This is a genomic window from Bradyrhizobium sp. SRS-191 (assembly GCF_024586915.1).
Taxonomy (GTDB): domain Bacteria; phylum Pseudomonadota; class Alphaproteobacteria; order Rhizobiales; family Xanthobacteraceae; genus Bradyrhizobium.
This window is the reverse complement of sequence record NZ_JANBVS010000002.1, coordinates 285,044-306,355: the sequence shown is the minus strand read 5'-3', so window position 1 is coordinate 306,355 and position 21,312 is coordinate 285,044. Positions and strand designations below refer to the sequence as shown.

Annotated in this window: 9 protein-coding genes; all 9 read left to right on the top strand. The window is 67.8% G+C overall.

From position 1 onward, the window contains the following. Positions 1-305: 305 nt before the first annotated feature. The 9 genes from NLR35_RS05170 to NLR35_RS05130 are packed head-to-tail and all read left to right on the top strand — an operon-like array spanning position 306 to position 21,312. On the top strand, positions 306-1,523 hold the full coding sequence (locus NLR35_RS05170; protein WP_257165479.1) for an MFS transporter: 1,218 nt from the start codon (positions 306-308) through the stop codon (positions 1,521-1,523). Next, positions 1,520-5,911 carry a type I polyketide synthase gene (locus NLR35_RS05165; protein WP_257165478.1) on the top strand — a complete coding sequence of 1,464 codons (4,392 nt, stop codon included), beginning with the start codon at positions 1,520-1,522 and terminating at the stop codon, positions 5,909-5,911. The genes NLR35_RS05170 and NLR35_RS05165 overlap by 4 nt, the downstream gene beginning before the upstream one ends. Then, a complete protein-coding gene (locus tag NLR35_RS05160) occupies positions 5,908-9,216 on the top strand; it encodes an amino acid adenylation domain-containing protein (RefSeq protein ID WP_257165477.1) in 3,309 nt (1,102 codons plus the stop codon). Before NLR35_RS05165 ends, NLR35_RS05160 begins: the two co-directional genes overlap by 4 nt. Further along, positions 9,213-13,727 (top strand): type I polyketide synthase, encoded by a 4,515-nt coding sequence (locus tag NLR35_RS05155; protein ID WP_257165476.1) that lies wholly within the window; start codon positions 9,213-9,215, stop codon positions 13,725-13,727. Before NLR35_RS05160 ends, NLR35_RS05155 begins: the two co-directional genes overlap by 4 nt. Then, positions 13,724-17,722 (top strand): amino acid adenylation domain-containing protein, encoded by a 3,999-nt coding sequence (locus NLR35_RS05150; RefSeq protein WP_257165475.1) that lies wholly within the window; start codon positions 13,724-13,726, stop codon positions 17,720-17,722. Before NLR35_RS05155 ends, NLR35_RS05150 begins: the two co-directional genes overlap by 4 nt. Then, positions 17,719-18,816 carry a patatin-like phospholipase family protein gene (locus NLR35_RS05145; RefSeq protein ID WP_257165474.1) on the top strand — a complete coding sequence of 366 codons (1,098 nt, stop codon included), beginning with the start codon at positions 17,719-17,721 and terminating at the stop codon, positions 18,814-18,816. The genes NLR35_RS05150 and NLR35_RS05145 overlap by 4 nt, the downstream gene beginning before the upstream one ends. Next, positions 18,813-19,643: a thioesterase II family protein gene (locus NLR35_RS05140; RefSeq protein WP_257165473.1), complete on the top strand. Its 831-nt coding sequence runs from the start codon at positions 18,813-18,815 to the stop codon at positions 19,641-19,643. Before NLR35_RS05145 ends, NLR35_RS05140 begins: the two co-directional genes overlap by 4 nt. After that, positions 19,640-20,866, top strand: coding sequence for an ArsA family ATPase (locus NLR35_RS05135; protein WP_257165472.1), 1,227 nt, complete (start codon positions 19,640-19,642; stop codon positions 20,864-20,866). The genes NLR35_RS05140 and NLR35_RS05135 overlap by 4 nt, the downstream gene beginning before the upstream one ends. Continuing rightward, complete coding sequence (locus NLR35_RS05130; RefSeq protein WP_257165471.1) at positions 20,863-21,312, top strand: hypothetical protein; 450 nt, start codon at positions 20,863-20,865, stop codon at positions 21,310-21,312. Before NLR35_RS05135 ends, NLR35_RS05130 begins: the two co-directional genes overlap by 4 nt.

Below are 21,312 nucleotides of genomic sequence, written 5' to 3'. Positions count from 1 at the left end.
AACTATCGGTGCCGACGCACCACTAGACTGATCTTCGTATGATCTCGCACTACCGTCGTCAGTGCCTCAGTCGCCTAGGCCGACCATGGCTTCGCGCCAAATCCATCAGTTGCTTCAATGGAGCTGCGACTCTTTAGACCTGAGCGACGGCTGGTAGTTGCCGCGGCTGTGCACAACAGCGCCGCGTCCTTGTTCGCCTTTGCACCAAATTATATGGTGCGACTTATGCGATAGTTCACAAGGACGCGTCTTCTAATCGGATAGTCTGTTGTCATGATTCGGTGTGCGGCAACTCCGTCGGACAAATGAGCGAAGCTCTCAAGCTCGATACACGCTTCATTCCGACGCTGGCAGGTGCAGCCATCGTCATGTCGCAGCTATCAAATTTCGTTTTTGCTCCGGCCCTGCCGGAGATCGGTCGATACTTTGAGATTTCCGCTGGCCGTTCGCAGATGCTGATGAGCGTTTTTCTTTCGGGCTATGCCTCGGTCCAGATCGTGGTTGGTCCCCTCGCCGACCGTTTCGGCCGCCGCCCCGTGCTGATCGGGGGCATCGCGCTGCTCGCGGTCGGCGCCGTCACGGCTGCGGTGGCGCAGATCGTAGCCGGCGTGTTCGTCGGCATCTTCATTCTATCGGTCGGCGCCGGCGTCCTGCCGACGGTCGGCCAGGCGATGATCCGCGACAGCCGGGATGCGCAGGCGACCTTGATGATCCTCGCGCGGCTTGGGACGGCACTGGCGCTCGCCTCCGCACTGACCCCTATCATCGGCACGTCGCTGGTCGGCACGCTCGGCTGGCGCGGCCTTTTCGCGGTGCTGGCAGCCGTCGTGCTCGCATTGGGGCCGTTTGCCTTCGTCAGCCCGGAAACTCTGACGCCGCCGGTCGACGAGGACAAGACCCGACCGCATCTGGTCGCGACGCTGGAGAGCTATCGCATCGCGCTCGGCCAGCGGCGGCTGGTGCTGTACGCCACCATGATCGGGTGCCTGACCGGTGCGCTGACCATCTTCTTCATCGGCGCGCCGTTCCTGTTCATGCACAAGCTGAAGGTGTCAGTGCATGCCTACGGCATTCTGGCCTTCATAGCCTTTCTCCCCTTCATCATCGGATCGATCGTGGTGCGGGAATCGCTGCGGCGGCAATGGCTGTCGCTTCACGCCAACATTCTCGTCGGCTGCGGCCTCGCCGTGATCGGCGCGGCAACCGGTTGGCTCACCAGCGTGCTAGAGCCCTCGGTGACGTTGATCCTGCTCGCAGCCGGCACCTTCACCTTCGGGCTCGGCATGGCGGTGGTGGTCGGCCGGTCGGCGGCCCTCAGCGAGGCAACGCGCGACATTGCGACGTCATCGGCGCTCGTCACGTTCCTGATGACGGTCCTGGCGGCTGCGATTTCAGCCACGGCCGGAGTGATCGAAACCGTCGAGCATGCGCCGATCTTCAGCCTGATGCTCGTGAGCGCGCTGATCGGATTCGCCGCCGCCTTTGCCGGCAACTCCATCGCGCGCGCGGCTGGCGCCACATGACGTCGGCGTCCGTGCCCCCCGGCAGCATCGCAATCGTCGGCATGGCCGGGCGTTTCCCCGGCGCCGCCGATATCGCAGCGTTCTGGTCGCTGCTGCGCGAGGGGCGCGATGGCGTGCGCCGCCTCTCGCGCGACGAGCTGATCGCGGCTGGACTTCCCGCATCGCTGGTCGACCATCCCGACTATGTCCCAGCCAAGGGCCTGATCGAGGAAGGCGACTGCTTCGATGCGGAGTTCTTCGGCATTGCGCCGCGCGAGGCCGCCTATCTCGATCCGCAGCACCGCTGGTTTCTGCAGAGCTGCTGGCACGCGCTCGAAGATGCCGGCTGCGATCCCGCGACGTTCAAGGGCTGGATCGGTGTGTTCGCCGGCGAGGCCGAGCAGAGCCACCAGGCTGCCCTGCTCGCGCGCACGCGTGATGTTGTGGAAGCCGCGAAGTCGACACCGGTCTTCTTCGGCAACAGCCCGGATTTCCTCGCCACCCGCGTCTCCTACAAGCTTGATCTGCGCGGACCGAGCCTGACCGTACAGACCGCCTGCTCGACCTCGCTGGTCGCGGTTCACCTGGCCTGCCAGTCGCTGCTGACGTTTGAATCCGATCTCGCGCTGGCCGGTGGCGTGTCGATCAGCACGCCCAATGCCGAGGGCTATACCTTCGCGCATGGTTCGGTGGAGTCGCCGGATGGCTGCTGCCGGCCGTTCGATGCCGACGCAGCGGGCACCCTGCCGTCGAACGGGGTCGGCGTCATCGCACTCAAGCGGATCGAGGATGCGCTCGAGGCCGGCGATCGCATCTATGCGCTGATCCGCGGCACCGCGATCAACAATGATGGCGGCCGCAAGGTCGGCTTTACGGCCCCCAGCATTCAGGGTCAGGCCGATGTGCTGACGTTGGCGCGCAAGGTGGCTGGCGTCGATCCATCCGAGATCGGCTTCATCGAGGCGCATGGCACCGGCACCGTGATGGGCGATCCGATCGAGATCGCCGCGCTCGCCGAGGCATTCGGGCCGGCAGAGCCGGGAGCGACCCGCTGCTGGATCGGATCGCTGAAGAGCAATGTCGGGCATCTCAAGGCCGCCGCAGGCGTCGCTGGCCTGATCAAGGCGGCGCTCGCACTCCACCACCGAGAGATCCCGCCGACGCTGCATTATCGCAGCGCCAATCCCAAGCTGGAGCTGGGCCGCACGCGTTTTGCCATCAACGACCGTCTACAGCCCTGGACGTCGGATCGCGCGCGGCTCGCGGCCGTCAGCTCCTTCGGCATCGGCGGCACCAATGCCCATGCCGTGCTGCAGGAAGCGCCCGCGCCAGTCGTTCGGGAGACGGCAAACCAGCGTCCGTTGATCCTGCCGCTCTCGGCGCCGGACGATGACGTCGCCGATACGATGGTCCACAGGCTCGGCGCCACGCTGTCGGCTTCGCAGCCGCCCGACATCGCTGACGTCGCCTTCACGCTGCAGACGCGGCGGCGCCACTTCCCCCGGCGACGCGCCGTCGTCGCGGCAACGGCCAGCGAAGCTCGCGATATCTGCAATGGCAATGGCGCGGTGATCTCGAGCCGCGTCGGCGCCACGAAGCGCCCGCTGTGCTTCATGTTTCCCGGCCAGGGCGCGGAATTCATCGCCATGGGCAGCGGCCTGCTCCGCACCGAGCCGCGCTTCAAGGATGTCGTCGATCGGTGTGCCGCAACGATCCTGCGGCTGACCGGCACCGATATCCGGCAGGTGATCGAAATTGGCCGCCTGGATACGGCCGCCCTCGGCGACACCCGGTGGACCCAGCCGGCGCTGTTCGTGATCGAATATGCGCTCGGCCGACTCTTGATGCATTGGGGACTGCTCCCGGCGTGCCTGATCGGTCACAGCATCGGCGAGCTGACCGCGGCCTGCCTTGCCGGAGTCATGTCGGAAGACGCCGCCCTGGCGCTGGTGGTGGCGCGCGGCGAGGCCATGCAAGCGAGCCCTGCCGGCGCGATGCTCGCGGTCGCCCTCGGCGAAGCCGGAGTCGGCAAGCTCGGTCCCGACCTGCGGCTCGCCGCCGTGAATACAGCGACGCAATGCGTGATCTCCGGCACGCCCGAGGCGATCGAGCAGCAGGACGCGCGCTGGAGAGCGATGGGCGTGCAGACGCGGAGGCTGCCCGCCAGCCGCGCCTTCCATTCGCACCTGCTGGAGCCCGCGCTCGACACCTTCAGGTCGACGCTCGCGCGGACGCCGCTGGCTGCACCGCGCATCCCGATCGCTTCCAATGTCCATGGCGGCTGGCTCAGCAGCGCAGAGGCTTGCGATCCTGCCTACTGGATTCTCCAGGCGCTCTCGCCGGTGCGCTTCCTGGACGGGCTGGCGTCCGTGCTGGCGCAGCAACCTCATATCCTGATCGAGATGGGGCCAGGCAAAGTTCTGGGCGGCTTCGCGCGCCGGCACGCCGCACGCACGCCCGACACCGAGATCGTCGCCATGCTACCGCAGCCGTCGTCCGCCGACATCGACGAGGCGCGCGCCACTTATACGGCGATTGCCGAACTTTATGCGCAGGGCTGCGAGCTGGATTGGCAGGCCTTCAACGAGAGCCGACAGCAACAGCCGGTGTCACTGCCGCCCTATCCTTTCCGGGCGACCCGCTACGCTGTCGACATGATCGCCGATCTCGCGCTGTCGGCGCCGCCTCCTGCCGGCCGACCGTCTGCACAAAGCGAGATCCTGTTCGTGCCGGCCTGGGAGCGCAGGCCACGACGTGTCCCGCGTGCGCTGGACGGAATGACCTGGATCGTTGGTGACGCCGGGGGTGACCTCACCCGGACCATCGCTGCCGCCATCGACCGGGCCGGTGGACGGCTAATGCAGGTGTCGGCGACTACCGACCATGGCGAATTGATCGCGCACCTGCGTGCCGGGGTCCCCGACCGCATCGTGCACCTCGCGCTGCTGCAGGACGTGAGCGGCGATGCACGCGAGCGCGGCTATCGGTCACTGCTCCGGATCGGAGCCGCGCTGGAAGCCGCCAACGTCGCGGCCCCCATCGACCTGGCCGTGCTCGCACGTGATGCGTTCGCGGTCGACAACACGGACCGTCCCGATCCGGACGTCGCCCTGATGCTCGGGCCGGCCATTGTGCTCGGTCAGGAACAGCCGAACGTCACGGTGCGCATCCTCGATGTCGGCCGTGACGTGCGAAATGCTGCTATCGTCACCGCCTGCGCCGCGTCGGGCGCCTCCATCTCTGCCTTGCGAGGCGACCGCGTATTGGAACGCAGCTTCCGTCCGGTCGGCGCCGTCGATAAGACCGCCAAGCTCGACGGGCACTATCTCATCACCGGCGGTCTCGGCCGGCTCGGCCTGACCGTGGCGCGCGAGCTTGCCAGCCGGCACGGCGCCCGCCTGTCGCTGCTCGGCCGCTCGGTGCCCGATGACATCGTCCGCCGGCTTGAAGACGTGACGGCACAAGGTGGTTCTGCCCAGGCGTTCTCGTGCGACGTCACTGACGGCGACGCCCTCAACAGCGCGGTCGTCGCCGCCGAAGCGACGTTCGGCCCGCTCGACGGCATCATTCATATGGCCGCCGAGACCCGCGCCTTCGCATCCATTCATGACACTGACGAGGCCACGTCGAAGCGTATGCTCGCGGCAAAAGTCGCGGGCGTGCAAGCGCTCGACAACGTGCTCGGCAAGCGCGAGCTCAGTGTGCGCATCCTGATGTCGTCGCTCGCCTCGCTGCTCGGCGGGCTCGGCTTCTCCTCCTACGCGGCGGCGAATGCCTGGCTCGACGCCTATGCAGAGCGTGATGGCCGCTGGGCTTCGCTGTGCTGGGACGCGTGGTCGGAAGGATTGGATGCTGACGACGTCGCGTCGGCGGGCTACGCGCTCACGACGTCGCAAGCGATCGACGCCATCGAGCGTGTCGTGGCCGGAGGATTGACTGGCCAGCTCGTCGTCTGCGGCGGTGATCTCGACGAACGCCTTGCGCGCTGGACTGCATTGGCCGGACACGCCGCCACCGCGAATGATGCTGTCGTCGGCGGTGCGACGGATCGCGTGCACGGCATTCGCGACATCTTCGCCGAGGTGCTCGGGCGGTCCGATCTGCCTCACGACGGTGACTTCTTCGATCTCGGCGGCGACTCGCTGCAGGCCATCCAGGTCGTCTCACGCCTGCGGCTGCGCTTCGCATTGCCGGTCACGCCCGATCTGTTGTTCGCGCACACCACTCCGGCTCGGCTCGCGGCCGCGCTTGATCATCTCGCTGCCGCGCAGCCGCCGAGTACAGCCTCTCCTGCTGTCGATCTGGTCCGACCGGTGAGCGAGGAGGCGCGTCGCATGGTCGAGGTGATGTCGGGCGACGAGGTCAACCGGATGCTGGAGCGGCTGCTGGCGGAGGGGCAACCGACATGACCGCCGCGCGGCTCACGCCAGACCTGGCCAAGATGTCCGCGGCGGAGCAGCGCGCCCTGCTGACGCAACTCCTGAGCCGTCGCACCGATCAGCCGCACAGCTACGCTCTCTCATTTGCGCAGCAACGGCTGTGGTTTCTCGACCGCCTGAATCCCGGCAGCCCCGCCTACAACATCCCGGGCGCCTTTGATCTGTCAGGACCTCTCGACGTCGCCGCCCTGACGGAGGCGCTGAACGACCTGGTCGCGCAGCACGCGCCGCTGCGCACCGTCTTTGCCGAGATCGACGGCAAGCCGGTGCAGACGGTGCTGCCTGCGCTGCGGGTCGCTCTACCGCTCGTCGATGCGGCCGATGAGGATGCCGCCCGGAGCCTGGTCGACGCTGAAGTGGCCAAGCCATTCGATCTGCGCGCGGCAGTGTTCAGGACCAGGCTGATCAGGCTGACGCCGCACCGTCATATCCTGGTCATCGTGCTCCATCACATCTGCGCCGATGGCTGGTCGCTTGCGGTCTTCAATCGCGATCTCGCAGCTGCCTATGCTGCACGCCGGCACGGCGAGAGTCCGAGCCTCGTCCCGCTCGCGACCGACTATGCGAGCTTCAGCACGGCACAGCGGGCCGCACTGAGCGGCACGCGGCTGCAACATCTGCTCGATGCCTGGAAGACCACGCTCGACGGCCTTCCCGTCCTCGACTTGCCGCTCGACCGGCCGCGGCCGGCGCTCGCAAGGCTGCGTGGCGCCTCGATCGATGTCAGCCTCGAACCGGATCTGATCGCCGCGGCGAGCGAGCTGGCGCGGCAGCAGTCGACGACGCTCTATTGCGTGCTGCTTGCGGCATTCCGCGCGGTGCTCGGCCGGATCGCAGGACAAACTGATTTCGCGATCGGCACGCCCGTCGCCGGACGCACCGATCCGGCGCTGGAGAATCTGATCGGCTTCTTTGTCAACACGTTGGCGATCAGGCTCGATCTCGCGCGAGCAAAGGATTTCAGCGATCTCGTCCGCCGCACCGGCGAGGCGATGATCCAGGCCCAGGCGCATCAGGACCTGCCATTCGAGAAGCTGGTCGATGACCTGAATCTGCCGCGGGACACCAGCCGCAACCCGCTGGTGCAGGTGCTGTTCGCGCTGCAGAATGCGCCGATGCGGCCGCTGCAGCTCGAAGGCCTGTCGACGGCCGCATTTCCGTATCGACTGCCGGCGGCGCGCTTCGATCTCGAGCTGCATCTGTGGGACGGCCGGCAGAGCTGGACCGGGGCACGCGATATCGACGCCGGGCTGACGGGCACGTTGTTCTACAACAGCGATCTGTTCGATAGCGCGACGATGACCGACCTGATCAGGATGCTGAAGATCTGGCTCGCGGCCGCGCTCGCGACGCCAGACCGTCCGCTCACCGACTATCCCCTGCTTGATGCGGCCGCACAGGCCGCCATCCTGGCAGCCGGCGATGGCGGTCCGGCTCCGCATGTTGAGCTGTGCGCGCTCCTGGAGACGGCGCGCACGCGTTTCGGCGAAGGCTGCGCCTTACATGACGGGTGCGGACCCGATCTCACCTATGATCAGCTCTACGATCTTGCCGACCGGATCGGATCGGCGCTCTGCGCACGTGGCCTCGCCGCCGGAGACGTCGTCGCGCTGGTGCTCCCCCGTGGCCGCGATCTCGTCGCCGCCATGCTGGCCTGCGCCCGCTTCGGCTTCCCGTTTGCGCCTGTCGACCCCGAGCTGCCGCCGCTCCGTCTCACGCAGCAGATCGCGCTCGCCGGTGCCGCACTGGTGCTCTGCGCGAGCGAGCGTGGAGCCGACGCGGCGATCGGTGCGCCGTGCACGACGATCGACACGTTGATCGGCAACATCGGCCGCGACGTCATTGCCCTGCCTGACGCGTGCAATCACGCTCCGCTCTACATCGTGTTCACCTCGGGTTCGACCGGCACGCCGAAGGGCATCCGTATGCCCACGCACGCCTTTGCCAACTTGATGGCATCTCAGCTCGCCATCCGTCCGCAGCCGATGCGGACGCTGCTGGCCTCCGCGGTCGGCTTCGACGTCGCGATCCAGGAGGTGTTTTTCACGCTGCTGACGGGCGGCACGCTGGTCCCGGCGCCTGAAGCGCAGCGGCGTGATCCGCAGCAACTCGCCGCGCTGATGGCACGAGAGCAGATCGCACGCGTCTTTCTCCCCTTCCCGCTCGTCGCGCTGCTGGCGCGCGGCGTCGTCACCTCCGGGCGACACCTTCCATGGCTGCGTGAGATCATCACCGCGGGTGAGCAGCCCCAACTCACCGACGAGGTCCGCGGTCTTTTCATTGGTCATCCCGGCCTCCGGCTGATCAATCAGTACGGCCCTGCCGAGACCCACGTGGTGAGCGAGGAAGTGCTCGACGGCGATCCCTCGCATTGGCCCATGCTGCCACCGGCCGGGCGCGCGCTGCCGGGCAATCGCCTGTATGTCCTCGATGCAGAAGGCCGGCTACAGCCCTATGGCGCTGCCGGCGAACTCTGCATTGCCGGCGTTCAGGTTGCCGATGGCTATCTCGGCGGCGACGCCTCGGCGGATCGCTTCGTCGCTGATCCGTTCGCCGCCGACGCCCGCATGTATCGCACCGGCGATATCGTCAAGCTGAACCGCGATGGGCGTCTCGCATTCCTGGGCCGGCGCGACAACCAGATCAAGATCCGGGGCTACCGCGTCGAGCCGGGCGAGATCGAGGTGGTGCTCGCCGCTCATCCCGGTGTTGCCGATTGCGCTGTCATCGCCGAGCGCGATGCGGGCGGCCACCGCCAACTCGTCGCCTGCGTCGTTCCCGGCTCACCGGCTCTTATGCCGCATGCCCTGCGTGACTGGCTGCGGCCCCGCCTGCCCGACTACATGATGCCGGCCCGCTTCCTGCAACTCGATGCGCTCCCCTTGTCTGCCAACGGCAAGGTCGATCGCGCCGCGCTGAGTGCTGCCGGCCGGCCGTTCGCCTCCTCGTCGCCGCTGAACCAACCCGCGCCGCGCAGCGCGACCGAACAAGCGATCGCTGCGATCTGGAGCGCGGTGCTCCGCCGCGACGACGTCGACGTCGACGTCGACAGCACATTCTTCGAACTCGGCGGCAATTCGCTGCTGCTGGTGGAGGCCTACGACAAACTGGTCAGCAGCTTTGCCGTGCCGCTCGCCATCGCCGACCTGTTCCAGTTTCCGACCGTGGCGGCGCTGGCGCGTCACATCGGTGCGGCAGCGCACCCGGCCGCCGTGAGCACCGCGAGCGGAATCCGCGGGCGCGCGCTGCGCATGCGTGGAGAGGGCTTGCGATGACCGGGAGCTCCTCGAGCGCGCGTGAAGCCATCGCCGTGATCGGCATGGCCGGGCGTTTCCCCGGCGCTGACGATGTCGAGACATTCTGGCGCAATCTGCAAGCCGGCGTCGAGTCCGTGCGCCCTTTGAGCGACGACGACCTCGCCAAGGCCGGTGTCCCCGCCTCGCTCTCCACCCGGCCGGATTACGTGCGCGCCAAAGCCGTGCTCGACGACGCCGACTGCTTCGATCACGAGTTCTTCGGCTATTCGCCGCGCGAAGCCATGCTGATGGATCCGCAGCATCGGCTGCTGCTCCAGGTCGGCCACGCCGCGCTCGAAAGCGCCGGCTATCGCAAGGGCGGCTTCGCCGGCTGGACCGGAGTGTTCGCAGGCGCCGCCCGCGCCGGCTATTGGCTGTCGAACCTCGCCGACAATCCGCGCGCCGCCGAAGGCGACGACCAGATCTTCATCGGCAACGAGAAGGATTTCCTGGCCACCCGGTTGGCGTTCAAGCTCGACCTGCACGGACCGGCCGTCGACGTGCAGACGGGATGCTCGACCTCGCTGGTCGCCGTCCACATGGCGTGCCGCGCTCTGCTCGCCTTCGAATGCGACGTGGCACTGGCCGGCGGAGTCACGGTCAGCCTGCCGCTCACCGGCGGCTACCTGCATCAGGAAGGGTCCGTGCTTGCTCGCGACGGTCATTGCCGGCCGTTCGATGCGGCCGGTGACGGCATCGTGCCCGGCAACGCCGCCGCGATGGTCGTGTTGAAGCGGTTGTCGGAAGCCGTGGCCGATGGTGACATGATCCATGCCGTGATCCGCGGCAGCGCCATCAACAATGATGGCGGACGCAAGATGAGCTTCACCGCTCCGAGCGTCGAAGGACAGGCTGAAGCGGTGCTGCTGGCGCAGCAGCTCGCCGGCATCACCGCTGACGAGATCGGACTGATCGAGGCCCATGGGACGGGAACGCGACTCGGCGATCCCATCGAGGTCAGCGCGCTCACGCAGGCCTTCCGCGAGACGACGGAGCGCAACGGCTTCTGCGCGCTCGGCAGCCTGAAGGGCAATGTCGGCCATCTCGATGCCGCGGCCGGCGTCGCCGGACTGATCAAAGCCGTGTGCGCCGTGCGCGACGGCATCATCCCGCCCACCATCAACGTCAACACGCCCAACCCTGCGATCAACTTCGCCGGCAGTCCGTTCTATCTCGCCACTGAAGCCAAGACGTGGCCGGAAGCGGTGCGCCGCGCCGGCGTCAGCGCCTTCGGCATCGGCGGCACCAATGCCCATGTCATCGTCGAGAGCTTCAAGCCGACGCGCGCGACAGGACCGGACGGCAGCTGGCGCGTGCTGCCCTTCTCGGCGCGCGACGAAGGGGGCTTCAACCGTCTCGGCGCGGCGCTCGCCGGCCGACTTGCCGAGGGGCAGATCACGCTCGCCGACGCTGCCTACACGCAGCAGGCCGGACGCACCGCTCATGACCAGCGCGGCGCGATCATCGCCCGCGATGCGAGGCAGGCGGCAGAGGCGTTGTCAGGCGAGAGCGGCTGTCGCCGCGTGTCGGCCCGGGCGCTGATGCGACCCAGATGTGCCTTCCTGTTTCCGGGCGGCGGTGTCGCCTATCCCGGCATGGCGCGCGGGCTGCTCGCGCAGGAGCCCGCGTTCCGGGAGGCGTTGCTCGATATCGCGTCGCATCTCGGCGCGGCGGGAGCCGACGTGCTGCCGCTGATCCGCGACGCGTCCGACACGCCTGCCAACCGCAGCGCTCGGATCACGCTGCCCGCCACTTTCGCCGTCTCCTACGCGCTGGGACGGCTGTGGCAGGCGCGCGGCGTCAAGGCCGATATCATGCTGGGTCACAGTCTCGGCGAATATGCTGCCGCCACGCTCGCCGGCGTGTTCACGCCCGCAGAAGCCGCACGTATCGTGGCGTTGCGCTCGGCGCTGCAGGATGCGAATGCCGGCGGCGCCATGCTGGCAGTGATGGCCGCGAGCGACACGGTCATGAGCCTGGCGGGCTCAGAAGTCGATCTCGCCGCCATCAATGGCCCCGATCTGTGCACCGTCTCGGGGCCGCATGCGGCCATCGATCAGCTCGAACGCGCGCTCGAGGCGCGTGGCCTGCGCAGCCAGCGCCTGGTTCTCAACGTCGGCGGCCACTCCCGTGCGATCGACGCCGTGATGGCTGAATTCAGCACCGCCTTTGCAGGCGTGCCACAGCGTTCGCCATCATGCCCGATCATCTCGAGCCTGACCGGCGACTGGCTCCGCGCCGGCCAGCTGACGCCCGACTACTGGGTCACGCATCTGCGCCACACTGTCCGCTTCGACCGCGCGCTCGCCACGCTGTTGCGCGAGCCCGACCTGGTGCTGATCGAATGCGGTCCGGGCGAGGCTTGCACCATGCTAGCCGCACAGCATCCAGCCTCCAGCACGAGCCATCATCGCGTGACCTCGGTGCGAAAGGCTGGAGTCGTCGATGACGACCAGGCCGTGCTGCTGACCGCCGCCGCGCAGCTCTGGTGCTCGGGCGTCGATGTTGATCTCTCCGCAACAGCAGGTGTGCCCGACGGCGTACGTGTGCCGCTGCCGACCTATCCGTTTCAGCGCAACCGGCTGTGGATCGACGCCCCGGTCCCCGGCCAGCGCCGTACAGCAGTGACGGACAAGCCGATCGACGACTGGTTCTATCTGCCCGCCTGGCGCAGGGCGCTCCCGCCGGTGCCGCGAACCGATGCTGCTTCCGGCGCCGCGCTGGTGTTCGATGACGGCAGCGCCATTGCTGCCGGCGTGATCAGCGCTCTGCGCATGGCCGGTCATGATCCGGTGCTGTGCGTGCGCGCCGGTGACGGCTTCGCCATCGACGAGCAGGATGTCTTCCAGGTTCGCCCGGGATCGGCCGAGGATTTTAGCCTGCTGCTGATCGCCGCCGGCGCAGCGCCTGCGCTCGTCGTCCATCTCTGGAGTGCAGATGCTGGCCGAGGCGCTGCAGCCGAAGTCGACCATGGCTTCATGTCCATCGTCGCCCTGATGCAGGGCTGCGCGACGGCGGGTTTTGCGCCGCCGACCCGTACGCTCATCGCGACACGCCATGCGGTGCTGGTCGATTCCGCTGATGAGCTTGTCCCGGCGCGCACCGCGGTGCTCGGCGTGGCGCAGGTGCTGCCGCAGGAATTTCCGGGCTGCGAAGCCTGCGTCATCGATCTCGATCCCTCGGCAACGCCTGAGGCCGTCATCGATGCCTTGCTGCGCGAGATCACCGCGGCCAGCGTGGAGCCGGTGGTAGCGCTGCGCGGCCGCCGCCGTTGGCTTCGGGACTACACGCCCGTCCAACTCGGCCCCCATTCCTCCTCCGTCCGCAGCATTGCAAGCGGCGATCTCGTGGTGATCACCGGTGGGCTCGGCCGTATCGGCCGGCTGCTGGCCGGCCATCTGGCGCGCCAGTTCGGCGCCAAGGTGGCATTGATCGTGCGGCCCGGCTTTCCGGACGAAAGCCGCTGGGACGTTGCCGATCCCAGCCAGGCCGAGCGCATCGCCGCCCTCCGTCAATGGCGCAGCGAAGGCCTGCCGATCGAGGTCGTGCAGGCCGACGTCGCCGATCCCTTGGCCATGACCCAGGCGATCGCGACGCTGGAGCGCAGCCGTGGGCCGGTGGCCGGGATCATTCATGCGGCAGCCGTCACCAGCGGCACAGCCCTGATCAGTCCGATCCTCCAGCTGACGCCGGAGGATGTGGCCGCGCAGTTCGCGCCAAAGCTGGCGGGGCTTGAAGGTCTGGATGCCGCCGTCGCCGCCTGCGCGAGCCCGCCGCGCTTCGTCGTGCTGCTGTCCTCGAACGCCGCCATTCTCGGCGGCCTCGGCTTTGCCGCCTACTCGGCCGCCAACCAGGTGCTGGATGCAGCCGCGGCACTCCGCGGCCGACACGCCGGCACCGACTGGATCAGCACCAACTGGGATCGCTGGCTCACCCGCGACGGCGAGCTCGCGAAGGGATCCGGCACGAGCATGGATGCGTTCGCGATGCGACCGTCGGAGAGCCTCGATGCCTTCATGCGCATCGTCCTGCGGGGCGAGGCCGAGCAGTTCGTCGTCACGCGCGGAGATCTCGCTCAGCGCCGCCAGATCTGGATTGCGCGCGACGAGAGCGCCGAAACGACGAGCGCCCTCCAACCGCTGATGTCACAGCGCCGGACCGCCTATCGCGCGCCCGAAGGCGAGATCGAGACCGGTCTCGCCACGCTGTGGGGCCAGCTGCTCGGCATCGACCGGATCGGCGCCGACGACAATTTCTTCGATCTCGGCGGTCATTCGCTGCGCGCCGTGCAGTTGCTGGCGCGGATCACCGATCAGTTCGGGGTTCGGCTATCCCTCAAGACGTTCTTTGCCGCCCCGACCGTGGCCGGCCTCGCACTCGGCATCGGCCAGACTCTGGCCGAAAGCACGGACAAGGCGACCTTGACCGCGCTGCTCGACGGCCTCGATCAGCTCGCGGGCAAGAGCGTGCCGGAGGCGCTGGCCTCATGACGGCAGCAGCGGATATCGCCGAACGTCTGCGGCAGCTCTCGCCGGCGCAACGCGCCGCACTCGATGCGCAGCTTGCGGCCGCGCACGCGCCACAGGCAAAGCCGTCACCGATCGCCAAGGTGCTTCCGGCCGCGGGCGGCACGGCACCGCTGACCTCCGCGCAGCGCCGTCTCTGGTTCCTGGATCGGCTGTCGCCGGGCGACCATGCCTACAACTCGCCACTGCCGCTGCGGCTCAGCGGTCCCGTCGATGCGGAGCGCCTCGAAGCCGCGCTGGGCGCGCTGATCGCCCGCCATGCCGTGCTGCGAACCTCGTTCGGCGAGCGCCACGGCGAGCCGTACCAGTCGATCGCGCCAAGCGTCGATTTCAGGCTCGAACAGAGCGACCTGTCGCAACTCGCGCGCGACGAGCGCGAAGAGCGGCTGAGCACGGCCATTGTCCGGCATGCCCAGCATCGGTTTGACCTCACCTGCGCGCCGCTGATTGCGGCCGAACTGATCAAGCTCGGCGAGCGCGACCATGCGCTGCTGCTCAATCTCCACCACGTCATCACCGATGGCTGGAGCGTCGGCGTGCTGCTGCGCGACCTCGATGCGCTCTATCGCGGCGAAACGCTGCCGCCGCTGGCGATCGATTATGCCGACCTCGCCTATCACGAAGCCGGCGGTGACGGGCGGCTTACGGACGAACTGGCGTGGTGGCGCGAGACCCTGGCAGACCTGCCGGTGACCGAGCTTCCCACCGATCGGCAGCGACCACCGCAGCAGACCCACGCGGGCGATGCCGTGGCAGTCGCGATCACCCCGCAGCACGGCCGCCTCATCGACGCGCTCGCGCGCCGGAACGGCACGTCCGCCTTCGCCGTGTTCCTCGCCGCGTTCACAGCCCTGCTGCATCGCTACACCGGCGAGCACGATCTCGCGATCGGCTCGGTCACGGCCAACCGCACGCGGCCCGAGCTGGAGCCGCTGATCGGCTTCTTCGTCAACACTCTGGTGATGCGCCAGCGGCTCGATCCGGAGCGCAGCTTCGCCGACCTCGTCAAGCAGACGCATCGCACCGCGATGGCCGCACTCGACCATGCGCTGACGCCGTTCGATCGGCTGGTCGAGATGCTCAATCCGCCGCGCGATCCCTCGCGCAATCCGCTGGTCCAGGTGGCGCTGTCGGTGCAGCCGGACTTCCCGGCCAATGGCCGGCTCGGCGACAGCACAATCGAGATCCTCTCGGCCGACTACAAGGCAACACGCTTCGATGTCGAGCTGCATCTGTTTCCGGACGGCGCCGGCGGCTGGCGCGGCGTGCTGACCTATGCGGCCGACCTGTTTTCGCGCCAGAGCATGGAGGCGTTCGCCGCACGCTTCAGGACGCTGCTCGCGGGCGCCGTGACGCGCCCCGCGACCGCGATTGCCGACCTCGCCTTGATCACAGCCGCCGAGCGCGATGCACTTACGAAACAGACGACGGGCGCACCCGCACGGCCCTATGTCAGCCTCCCCGAGCGCTTTGCGCGCCATGCCGAAGCGCGCACGAGCCATCCCGCGCTGATCTGCCGCGGCGAGCAGATCAGCTACGGCGAGCTCGCATCGCGGGCCGAGAGACTAGCCGCCGCACTGACGGAGCAGACTCCGGATGGCACGGTCATCGCGGTGCTCGGACCATCATCCCCGGGGCTGATCGTTGCTCTGCTGGCGATCTGGCGCAGCGGCCGCTGCTATCTGCCGCTGGCCCACGATCTTCCGCCTGCGCGTATCGCCGAGTTGATGGCCGATGCGCGGCCGGCGCTGCTTCTGACCACCGATCCGGCGCAGCAGCCTGTCACGATCGATGTGCCGCAGGTCTCGGTGGCCGAGCTGCTCGTGAACGCTGCGCCACGATCGTTGCCGCCTCCCTCCGCTGGGCAACTCGCCTACCTCATCTACACCTCCGGCAGCACGGGACGTCCGAAGGGCGTCATGGTCGAGCATGGCGGCCTGTCCAATCTCGCCGACGCCCAGGCCGACGACATCATCCCGGATGGGACGGACGCACGGGTACTGCAATTCGCCGCGATCAGCTTCGACGCCTTCATCTTCGAGGTCGTGATGGCGATGGCGCATGGCGGCACCCTGCTGCTGCCCGAGCACGGCAACACCGTCGACCGGCTCTCCATCTCGGCCCGCATTCGCACTGAGCGGGCCACGCATGTCACGTTGCCGCCCACCATGCTGCTGCATCTGCGCCCGGCCGATCATCCGTCGCTGCGCAGCGTCGTCGTGGCCGGAGAAGCCTGTCCCGGCGGCCTTGGTGAGTGGGCCGGCGCGACACAGCTGTTCAACGCCTATGGCCCGACCGAGACGACGGTCTGGAGCACGATCGAGCGGGTCGAAGGCGACACGGCACCGACGATCGGCCGCCCGGTGCGCGGTCATCGCGTCGCCGTGGTCGATGCCAAGGGCGCCGCGCTGCCGACCGGCATCGCCGGCCAGATCGCGATCGGCGGCATCGGCCTTGCCCGCGGCTATCTCGGTGATGCCCTGCAGACTGCAGCGCGCTTCCGCACCGATCTGCGGCTCGCGCCCGGCGAGCGCTTCTATCTCACCGGGGATCGCGGCCGGCGACAGCACGACGGACGGATTGCGTATCTCGGCCGAACCGATCAGCAGCTGAAGCTGCGCGGCCACCGCATCGAGCCCGCCGAGATCGAGGCCGCACTCGGCCGACACCCTGATGTCGCTGAAGCCGCCCTGACCCTGCATCACGCAAGCCTCGTCGCCTTCGCCGCTCCGCGTGGTTCCGCGACGCTCGACGGCCCGTCGTTGACGGCATTCCTCCGCGAGAATCTTCCCGGCTATCTCATCCCGGATCGCATCGTCGTGGTTCAGTCGATGCCGCGGACGCGGCATGGCAAGCTCGATTTGGCGACGCTGCTGGCCTTACCGGAGCTCCGGACTGCCCCGCACCGCTCCACTCCGATTGGCCCGATCGAGACGCAGGTGGCAAGCATCGTCGCAGATGTTCTCGGCCGCGATGCCGCAAACGCGATCGAACTCGACCGGGACGCCGATTTCTTCGCGCTCGGCGGCCATTCGCTGCTGCTGTTGACGTTGAGAGACCGGCTGCAGCGCGCCATGGGCCGCGAGCTGGCATTGGCCACATTGTTCGCAGGTTCAAGCATCGCGCAGATGGCCCATGCGCTCGCATCGGACCATGACGAGGCGGATCTGCCGACCCAAGTGCTGCCGTTCCGGCGCGACGGCGACGCGCCGCCGCTGTTCCTCGTGCATCCGGCGATCGGAACGTCGCTCGGCTATGGTGCGCTGGCGGAAGCGCTGCCGAAGCACTGGCCGGTGTTCGGCCTCGAGGCGCCGGCGGCTGAGCAGGCAAAACACCTTGCGCGGCTTGCAGCCAGCTATGTTGCGCTCGTCAGGCGCGTCGCGCCGCATGGCCCCTATCGCGTCGGCGGCTGGTCGCTCGGCGGCGCCATCGCCTTCGAGATGGCGCGGCAATTGGAGGCGGCAGGCGAGTCGGTGCAGCTCGTGCTGATCGACGCCGGCCTGCCCTGGCGCGGCGGCAAGCTCAGCCCGCTGCGCGCCGGCGCACTGGCCCTGGGGCTCGGCCGCGAATTGCTGCGCAGCGCGCCGCGATCGCGAGCCGACATCACCGATCTCGCGCGGCTGGCCGGCGACCGCCACACCGGGATCGCAAGCGTGGTCATCGGGCTCGCCCGCGAGCTGGTCAGCCGCTGGCCGTGCTTCGCCGCGCTCAGCCGCGCCTGGCTGAACTATGAGCCGAGCCGCTATTGCGGATCGACGCTGATCGTGCGCGCCAGCGTCGATGGCGAGATCGCTCCGGACGATCCGCTGGTGGCGACCGTCAGCCCACATCTGGCGCTCGCCCCGAGAATTGAAGTGGTGCGCGCCGCGCATCTGACTTTGCTGGGGCGCAAGTCGGTTGCGGCGCTCGCTGCAGCGATCACCAATGGCCTCGCCACAGGCGATGGAGTGCAGCCATGACACATCAGCGCATCCTCGCGATGGACGGCGGCATCAGCGGCTACATCACCGCCGAGGTGCTGCGACGCACGGCGGACCGCATCGGGCGCAACGGCGGCCATTTCCTCGATAGCGCCGACATCATCGCCGGTACGTCGGCCGGCGGCCTGAACGCCTTGTTCCTCGCCGCCCATGAGGATCCCGATCACGGCATCGAAGGCGCCCTGAGCTTCTGGGAGCACATCCTCGACACCACCTTCACCTTCAAGCCGACCCGTCTCATGGCAGGCTTCGTCGGCGCCAAGGCGTTCGACGACCGCAGCCGGATGATCGATTTCCTGGTCAGCTATTTCGGCGCAGACACAAGGCTCGGCGATCTCAAGCGGCGCGTCATCGTGCCCGCCTTCCAGCTGCACCACGAGAACGCCAGCGAGCGGCAACGGCAGTGGCGTCCGCGGCTGTTTCACAACATTCCCGGCATCGTCGACTATTCGCCCGACGAGCGCGTCGTCGACGTCGCCCTGCGCACCAGCAACATCCCCGTGATCAGCCCGATCTTCGCCGGCATCGCCGGCGGCGACATCGGCTATCTCGACGGCGGCCTCGTTGCCAACAACCCGTCGATGTGCGCGGTGTCGGCGGTGTTCGAGCAGCGCCGCGCCGCGGGTGAGCCGATCGCCGTCGAGAGCATCAGCGTGCTCTCGGTCGGCTGCGGCCGCAAGCCACTCTCCGTGAAGCCCGAGATCGTCAACGGCATCGCCGATTGGGGCTACGGCCAATGGCTGTTGTCGCCAAAGGAGCCGATGCTGCTGGTGCGGCTTGCGATCCGCGGCGGCGGGGCCATCATCGAATATCAATGCGCGCAGCTGCTCGGCGCCAACTTCAAGCGCATCGATCCCTATTTCAACACCGCGCCGCATCCATTCGACATCGCCGAGACCCGCAAGGTCATCGACGAGGCGCTGGCTCACACCGACGTCGAGGCGGCGGTCGACGAGATCTGCCAATGGCTCCACATCCAAGGCTGGATCGGCGACATTCCGCCCGGCCCCGAAGGCCGCGACGTCTTCACCCCGATCATGCAACCCAGCGCAACCTTCGAGCCGGACGCATGAGCACGACGTCGTCTGCATCAGGCGCGAAGAGCGGCATGGGGCGCGCCTGGATCGGCGGCGATCCCGAGACGCCGCGCCGGCTGCGGCTGTTCGCGCTGCCCTTCGCCGGCGGCAACGCCTCAAGCTTCGGCGAATGGCCGTCGCGGCTTCCGGGCTGGATCGCGTTCTCGCCCGTGCACCTGCCGGGCCGCGAGCGCCGCATCATGGAGCCCGCGATCGACAACGCGCGCACACTGATTGCGCAACTCGTCCCAGCCATCACGCCGTGGCTCGACCGGCCCTACGCATTGCTGGGACACAGCATGGGCGCGATGCTCGCTTATGAGCTGGCGCAGGCGCTGCAGCAGCGCGGACTGCCGATCCCCGAGCTGCTGATCGTCTCGGGACATGGCGCCCCGAACCTGCCGCGCCGGTTCCGCGACGTGTCCCACCTCGGCGATGCTGCGTTCGTGGCGGCCGTCATGGAGCTCGGCGGCCTGCCGTCCATGCTGCTCGACGAGCCCGAGCTGCTGGCCCTGGTGCTGCCGGCGCTCCGCGCCGACTTCAGGCTATGCGAAACCTATCGCTGGAGTCCGCGGCCACCGCTGCCCTGCCCGATCCTGGCGATCGGCGGTCGTGGCGATCCGATTGCCGGACTGCCGGAGCTTCAGAGCTGGCAGGCCATGACGTCGGCGCCTCTCACCTGTGAGATGTTCGACGGCAATCACTTCTTCATCCATCGCGCGATGCCGGCTGTCGTGGCGTTGATCGCCCGCGCTATCGCGGAACGGCTGCGCGACGCATCAGCCGCGCGCGGTCCAACAGCTTCGGAGTTGCGACTTTCATGACCGGGACTGAACCTTCGCGGACCAAGCCGCGCATCATCATGGTCTCCGGCAAGGGCGGGGTCGGCAAGACCACCGTAGCCGCAGCGACCGCAGTGGCGCTGGCCGCCCGCGGCCGTAAGACCATCGTGATGTCGTTCGATCTCGCGCATAGCCTCGCCGACAGCTTCAACATGAGCGAGGAGCTGTTCAGCACGGCGCGCGGCCAGCCGGTCAAGGTGCGTGACAATCTCGACTTCCAGGAGATCGACGTCCAGGAGGAGATGCAGCGCAACTGGGGCGACGTCTACAAATACATCGCCTATCTCCTGATGGGCGGCGGGCTCGACGGCATCGTCGCCGAGGAAGCGGCGATCATGCCCGGCATGGAGGACATCATCGCCCTCCTCCACATCAACCAATATGCCCGCGAGGGCGCCTATGACGTGATCGTGGTCGACTGCCCGCCGACCAGTGAGTCGTTGCGCTTCGTCTCGATCATCGGCTCGATCGACTGGTATGTCCGCAAGCGGCTCAAGATCGACCGCCGGGTCGCCAGCGTGCTGCGGCCGATTGCCAAGAAATTCGGCGGCGAGTCCATGATGCTGCCCGAGGACGGCTATTTCGCAGCCCTGCAGAGCCTGTTCGAGAAGCTCGAGGGCGTCGAGACCATGCTGCACGATCCCACCATCACCTCGCTGCGGCTGGTCACGGTGCCCGACCAGATGGTGGTTCGCGAGACCCAGCGGGCCTACATGTATTTCAACCTCTACGGGATCGCCATTGACACCGTCGTCGTGAACCGCATGCTACCCAAAGGCGACGGCTACTTCTCGCACTGGGTGGAGCGGCAGACCGCAATGATCGAGACAGTGCATAGCTACTTCGATCCGGTGCCGATTGCGACGATCCCGTTCCAGCGGAGCGAGGTCATCGGCGTCGAGCGGCTGGAGGAGTTCGGCTCGCAGCTCTATGGCGATGCCGACCCGGCCGAGGTTCGCATTTCGACGGCGCCATTCGGGTTCGCCAAGATCTCCGACAACGAACACAGGCTCTCAGTGCAACTCCGGTTCGCACCAAAGGACAAGGTGGAGATCTCCCGCGACAACGAGGATCTCTTCATCCGGATCGGTACGTTCAAGCGCGTCATCCTGCTACCCCGCGCCCTGGTAGCGATGCAGACGGCGGGCGCGAAGATGAACGGCGATGCACTCGAAATCACATTCAGAAAGGATGCGCATTCATGATCAGCCGCGGAAGCTTCCCGTTCCTGAAACGGGCCATGGACACATCGCAGTCGCTGACCGACGATCTGCGCGAGGTGGCCGATACGCATAATTCAGCGATGAGGACGTTGCTCGAACAGGCGCTGAAGGCCCAGGCTGAGCTCTACAAGGGCCAGCTCGCGGTGGTCGAGAACCTCATCGGCAAGCTGCACAAGGCGTCGACGCCGCCGCCCGCGACGCATGCGCGCCCGGCAGCGACAGCTCCGGCCGCAGCGTCAGCCGGCACGCCGGCCTCGACCGCAGCTGCCGGCGTCAGCCCGGTTCACAGCAGCCGCGCCCAGGCGATCGCAACTGCCACCGCCGCAGCCACGGAGTCGGCCGCGCTGGCCCAGCAGATCAGGCCGACCGCCGAGCTGCGCACCGCAATGCCGTCTCGCCCCACGCCCTTCCCCGCCAAGGATTCCTGA

Excerpts from the sequence above, each read along its gene's own strand:
- NLR35_RS05140 (WP_257165473.1), top strand. The coding sequence starts at position 18,813 with ATGAGCACGACGTCGTCTGCATCAGGCGCGAAGAGCGGCATGGGGCGC.
- NLR35_RS05150 (WP_257165475.1), top strand. The coding sequence starts at position 13,724 with ATGACGGCAGCAGCGGATATCGCCGAACGTCTGCGGCAGCTCTCGCCG.
- NLR35_RS05165 (WP_257165478.1), top strand. The coding sequence starts at position 1,520 with ATGACGTCGGCGTCCGTGCCCCCCGGCAGCATCGCAATCGTCGGCATG.
- NLR35_RS05155 (WP_257165476.1), top strand. The coding sequence starts at position 9,213 with ATGACCGGGAGCTCCTCGAGCGCGCGTGAAGCCATCGCCGTGATCGGC.
- NLR35_RS05145 (WP_257165474.1), top strand. The coding sequence starts at position 17,719 with ATGACACATCAGCGCATCCTCGCGATGGACGGCGGCATCAGCGGCTAC.
- NLR35_RS05130 (WP_257165471.1), top strand. The coding sequence starts at position 20,863 with ATGATCAGCCGCGGAAGCTTCCCGTTCCTGAAACGGGCCATGGACACA.
- NLR35_RS05170 (WP_257165479.1), top strand. The coding sequence starts at position 306 with ATGAGCGAAGCTCTCAAGCTCGATACACGCTTCATTCCGACGCTGGCA.
- NLR35_RS05160 (WP_257165477.1), top strand. The coding sequence starts at position 5,908 with ATGACCGCCGCGCGGCTCACGCCAGACCTGGCCAAGATGTCCGCGGCG.
- NLR35_RS05135 (WP_257165472.1), top strand. The coding sequence starts at position 19,640 with ATGACCGGGACTGAACCTTCGCGGACCAAGCCGCGCATCATCATGGTC.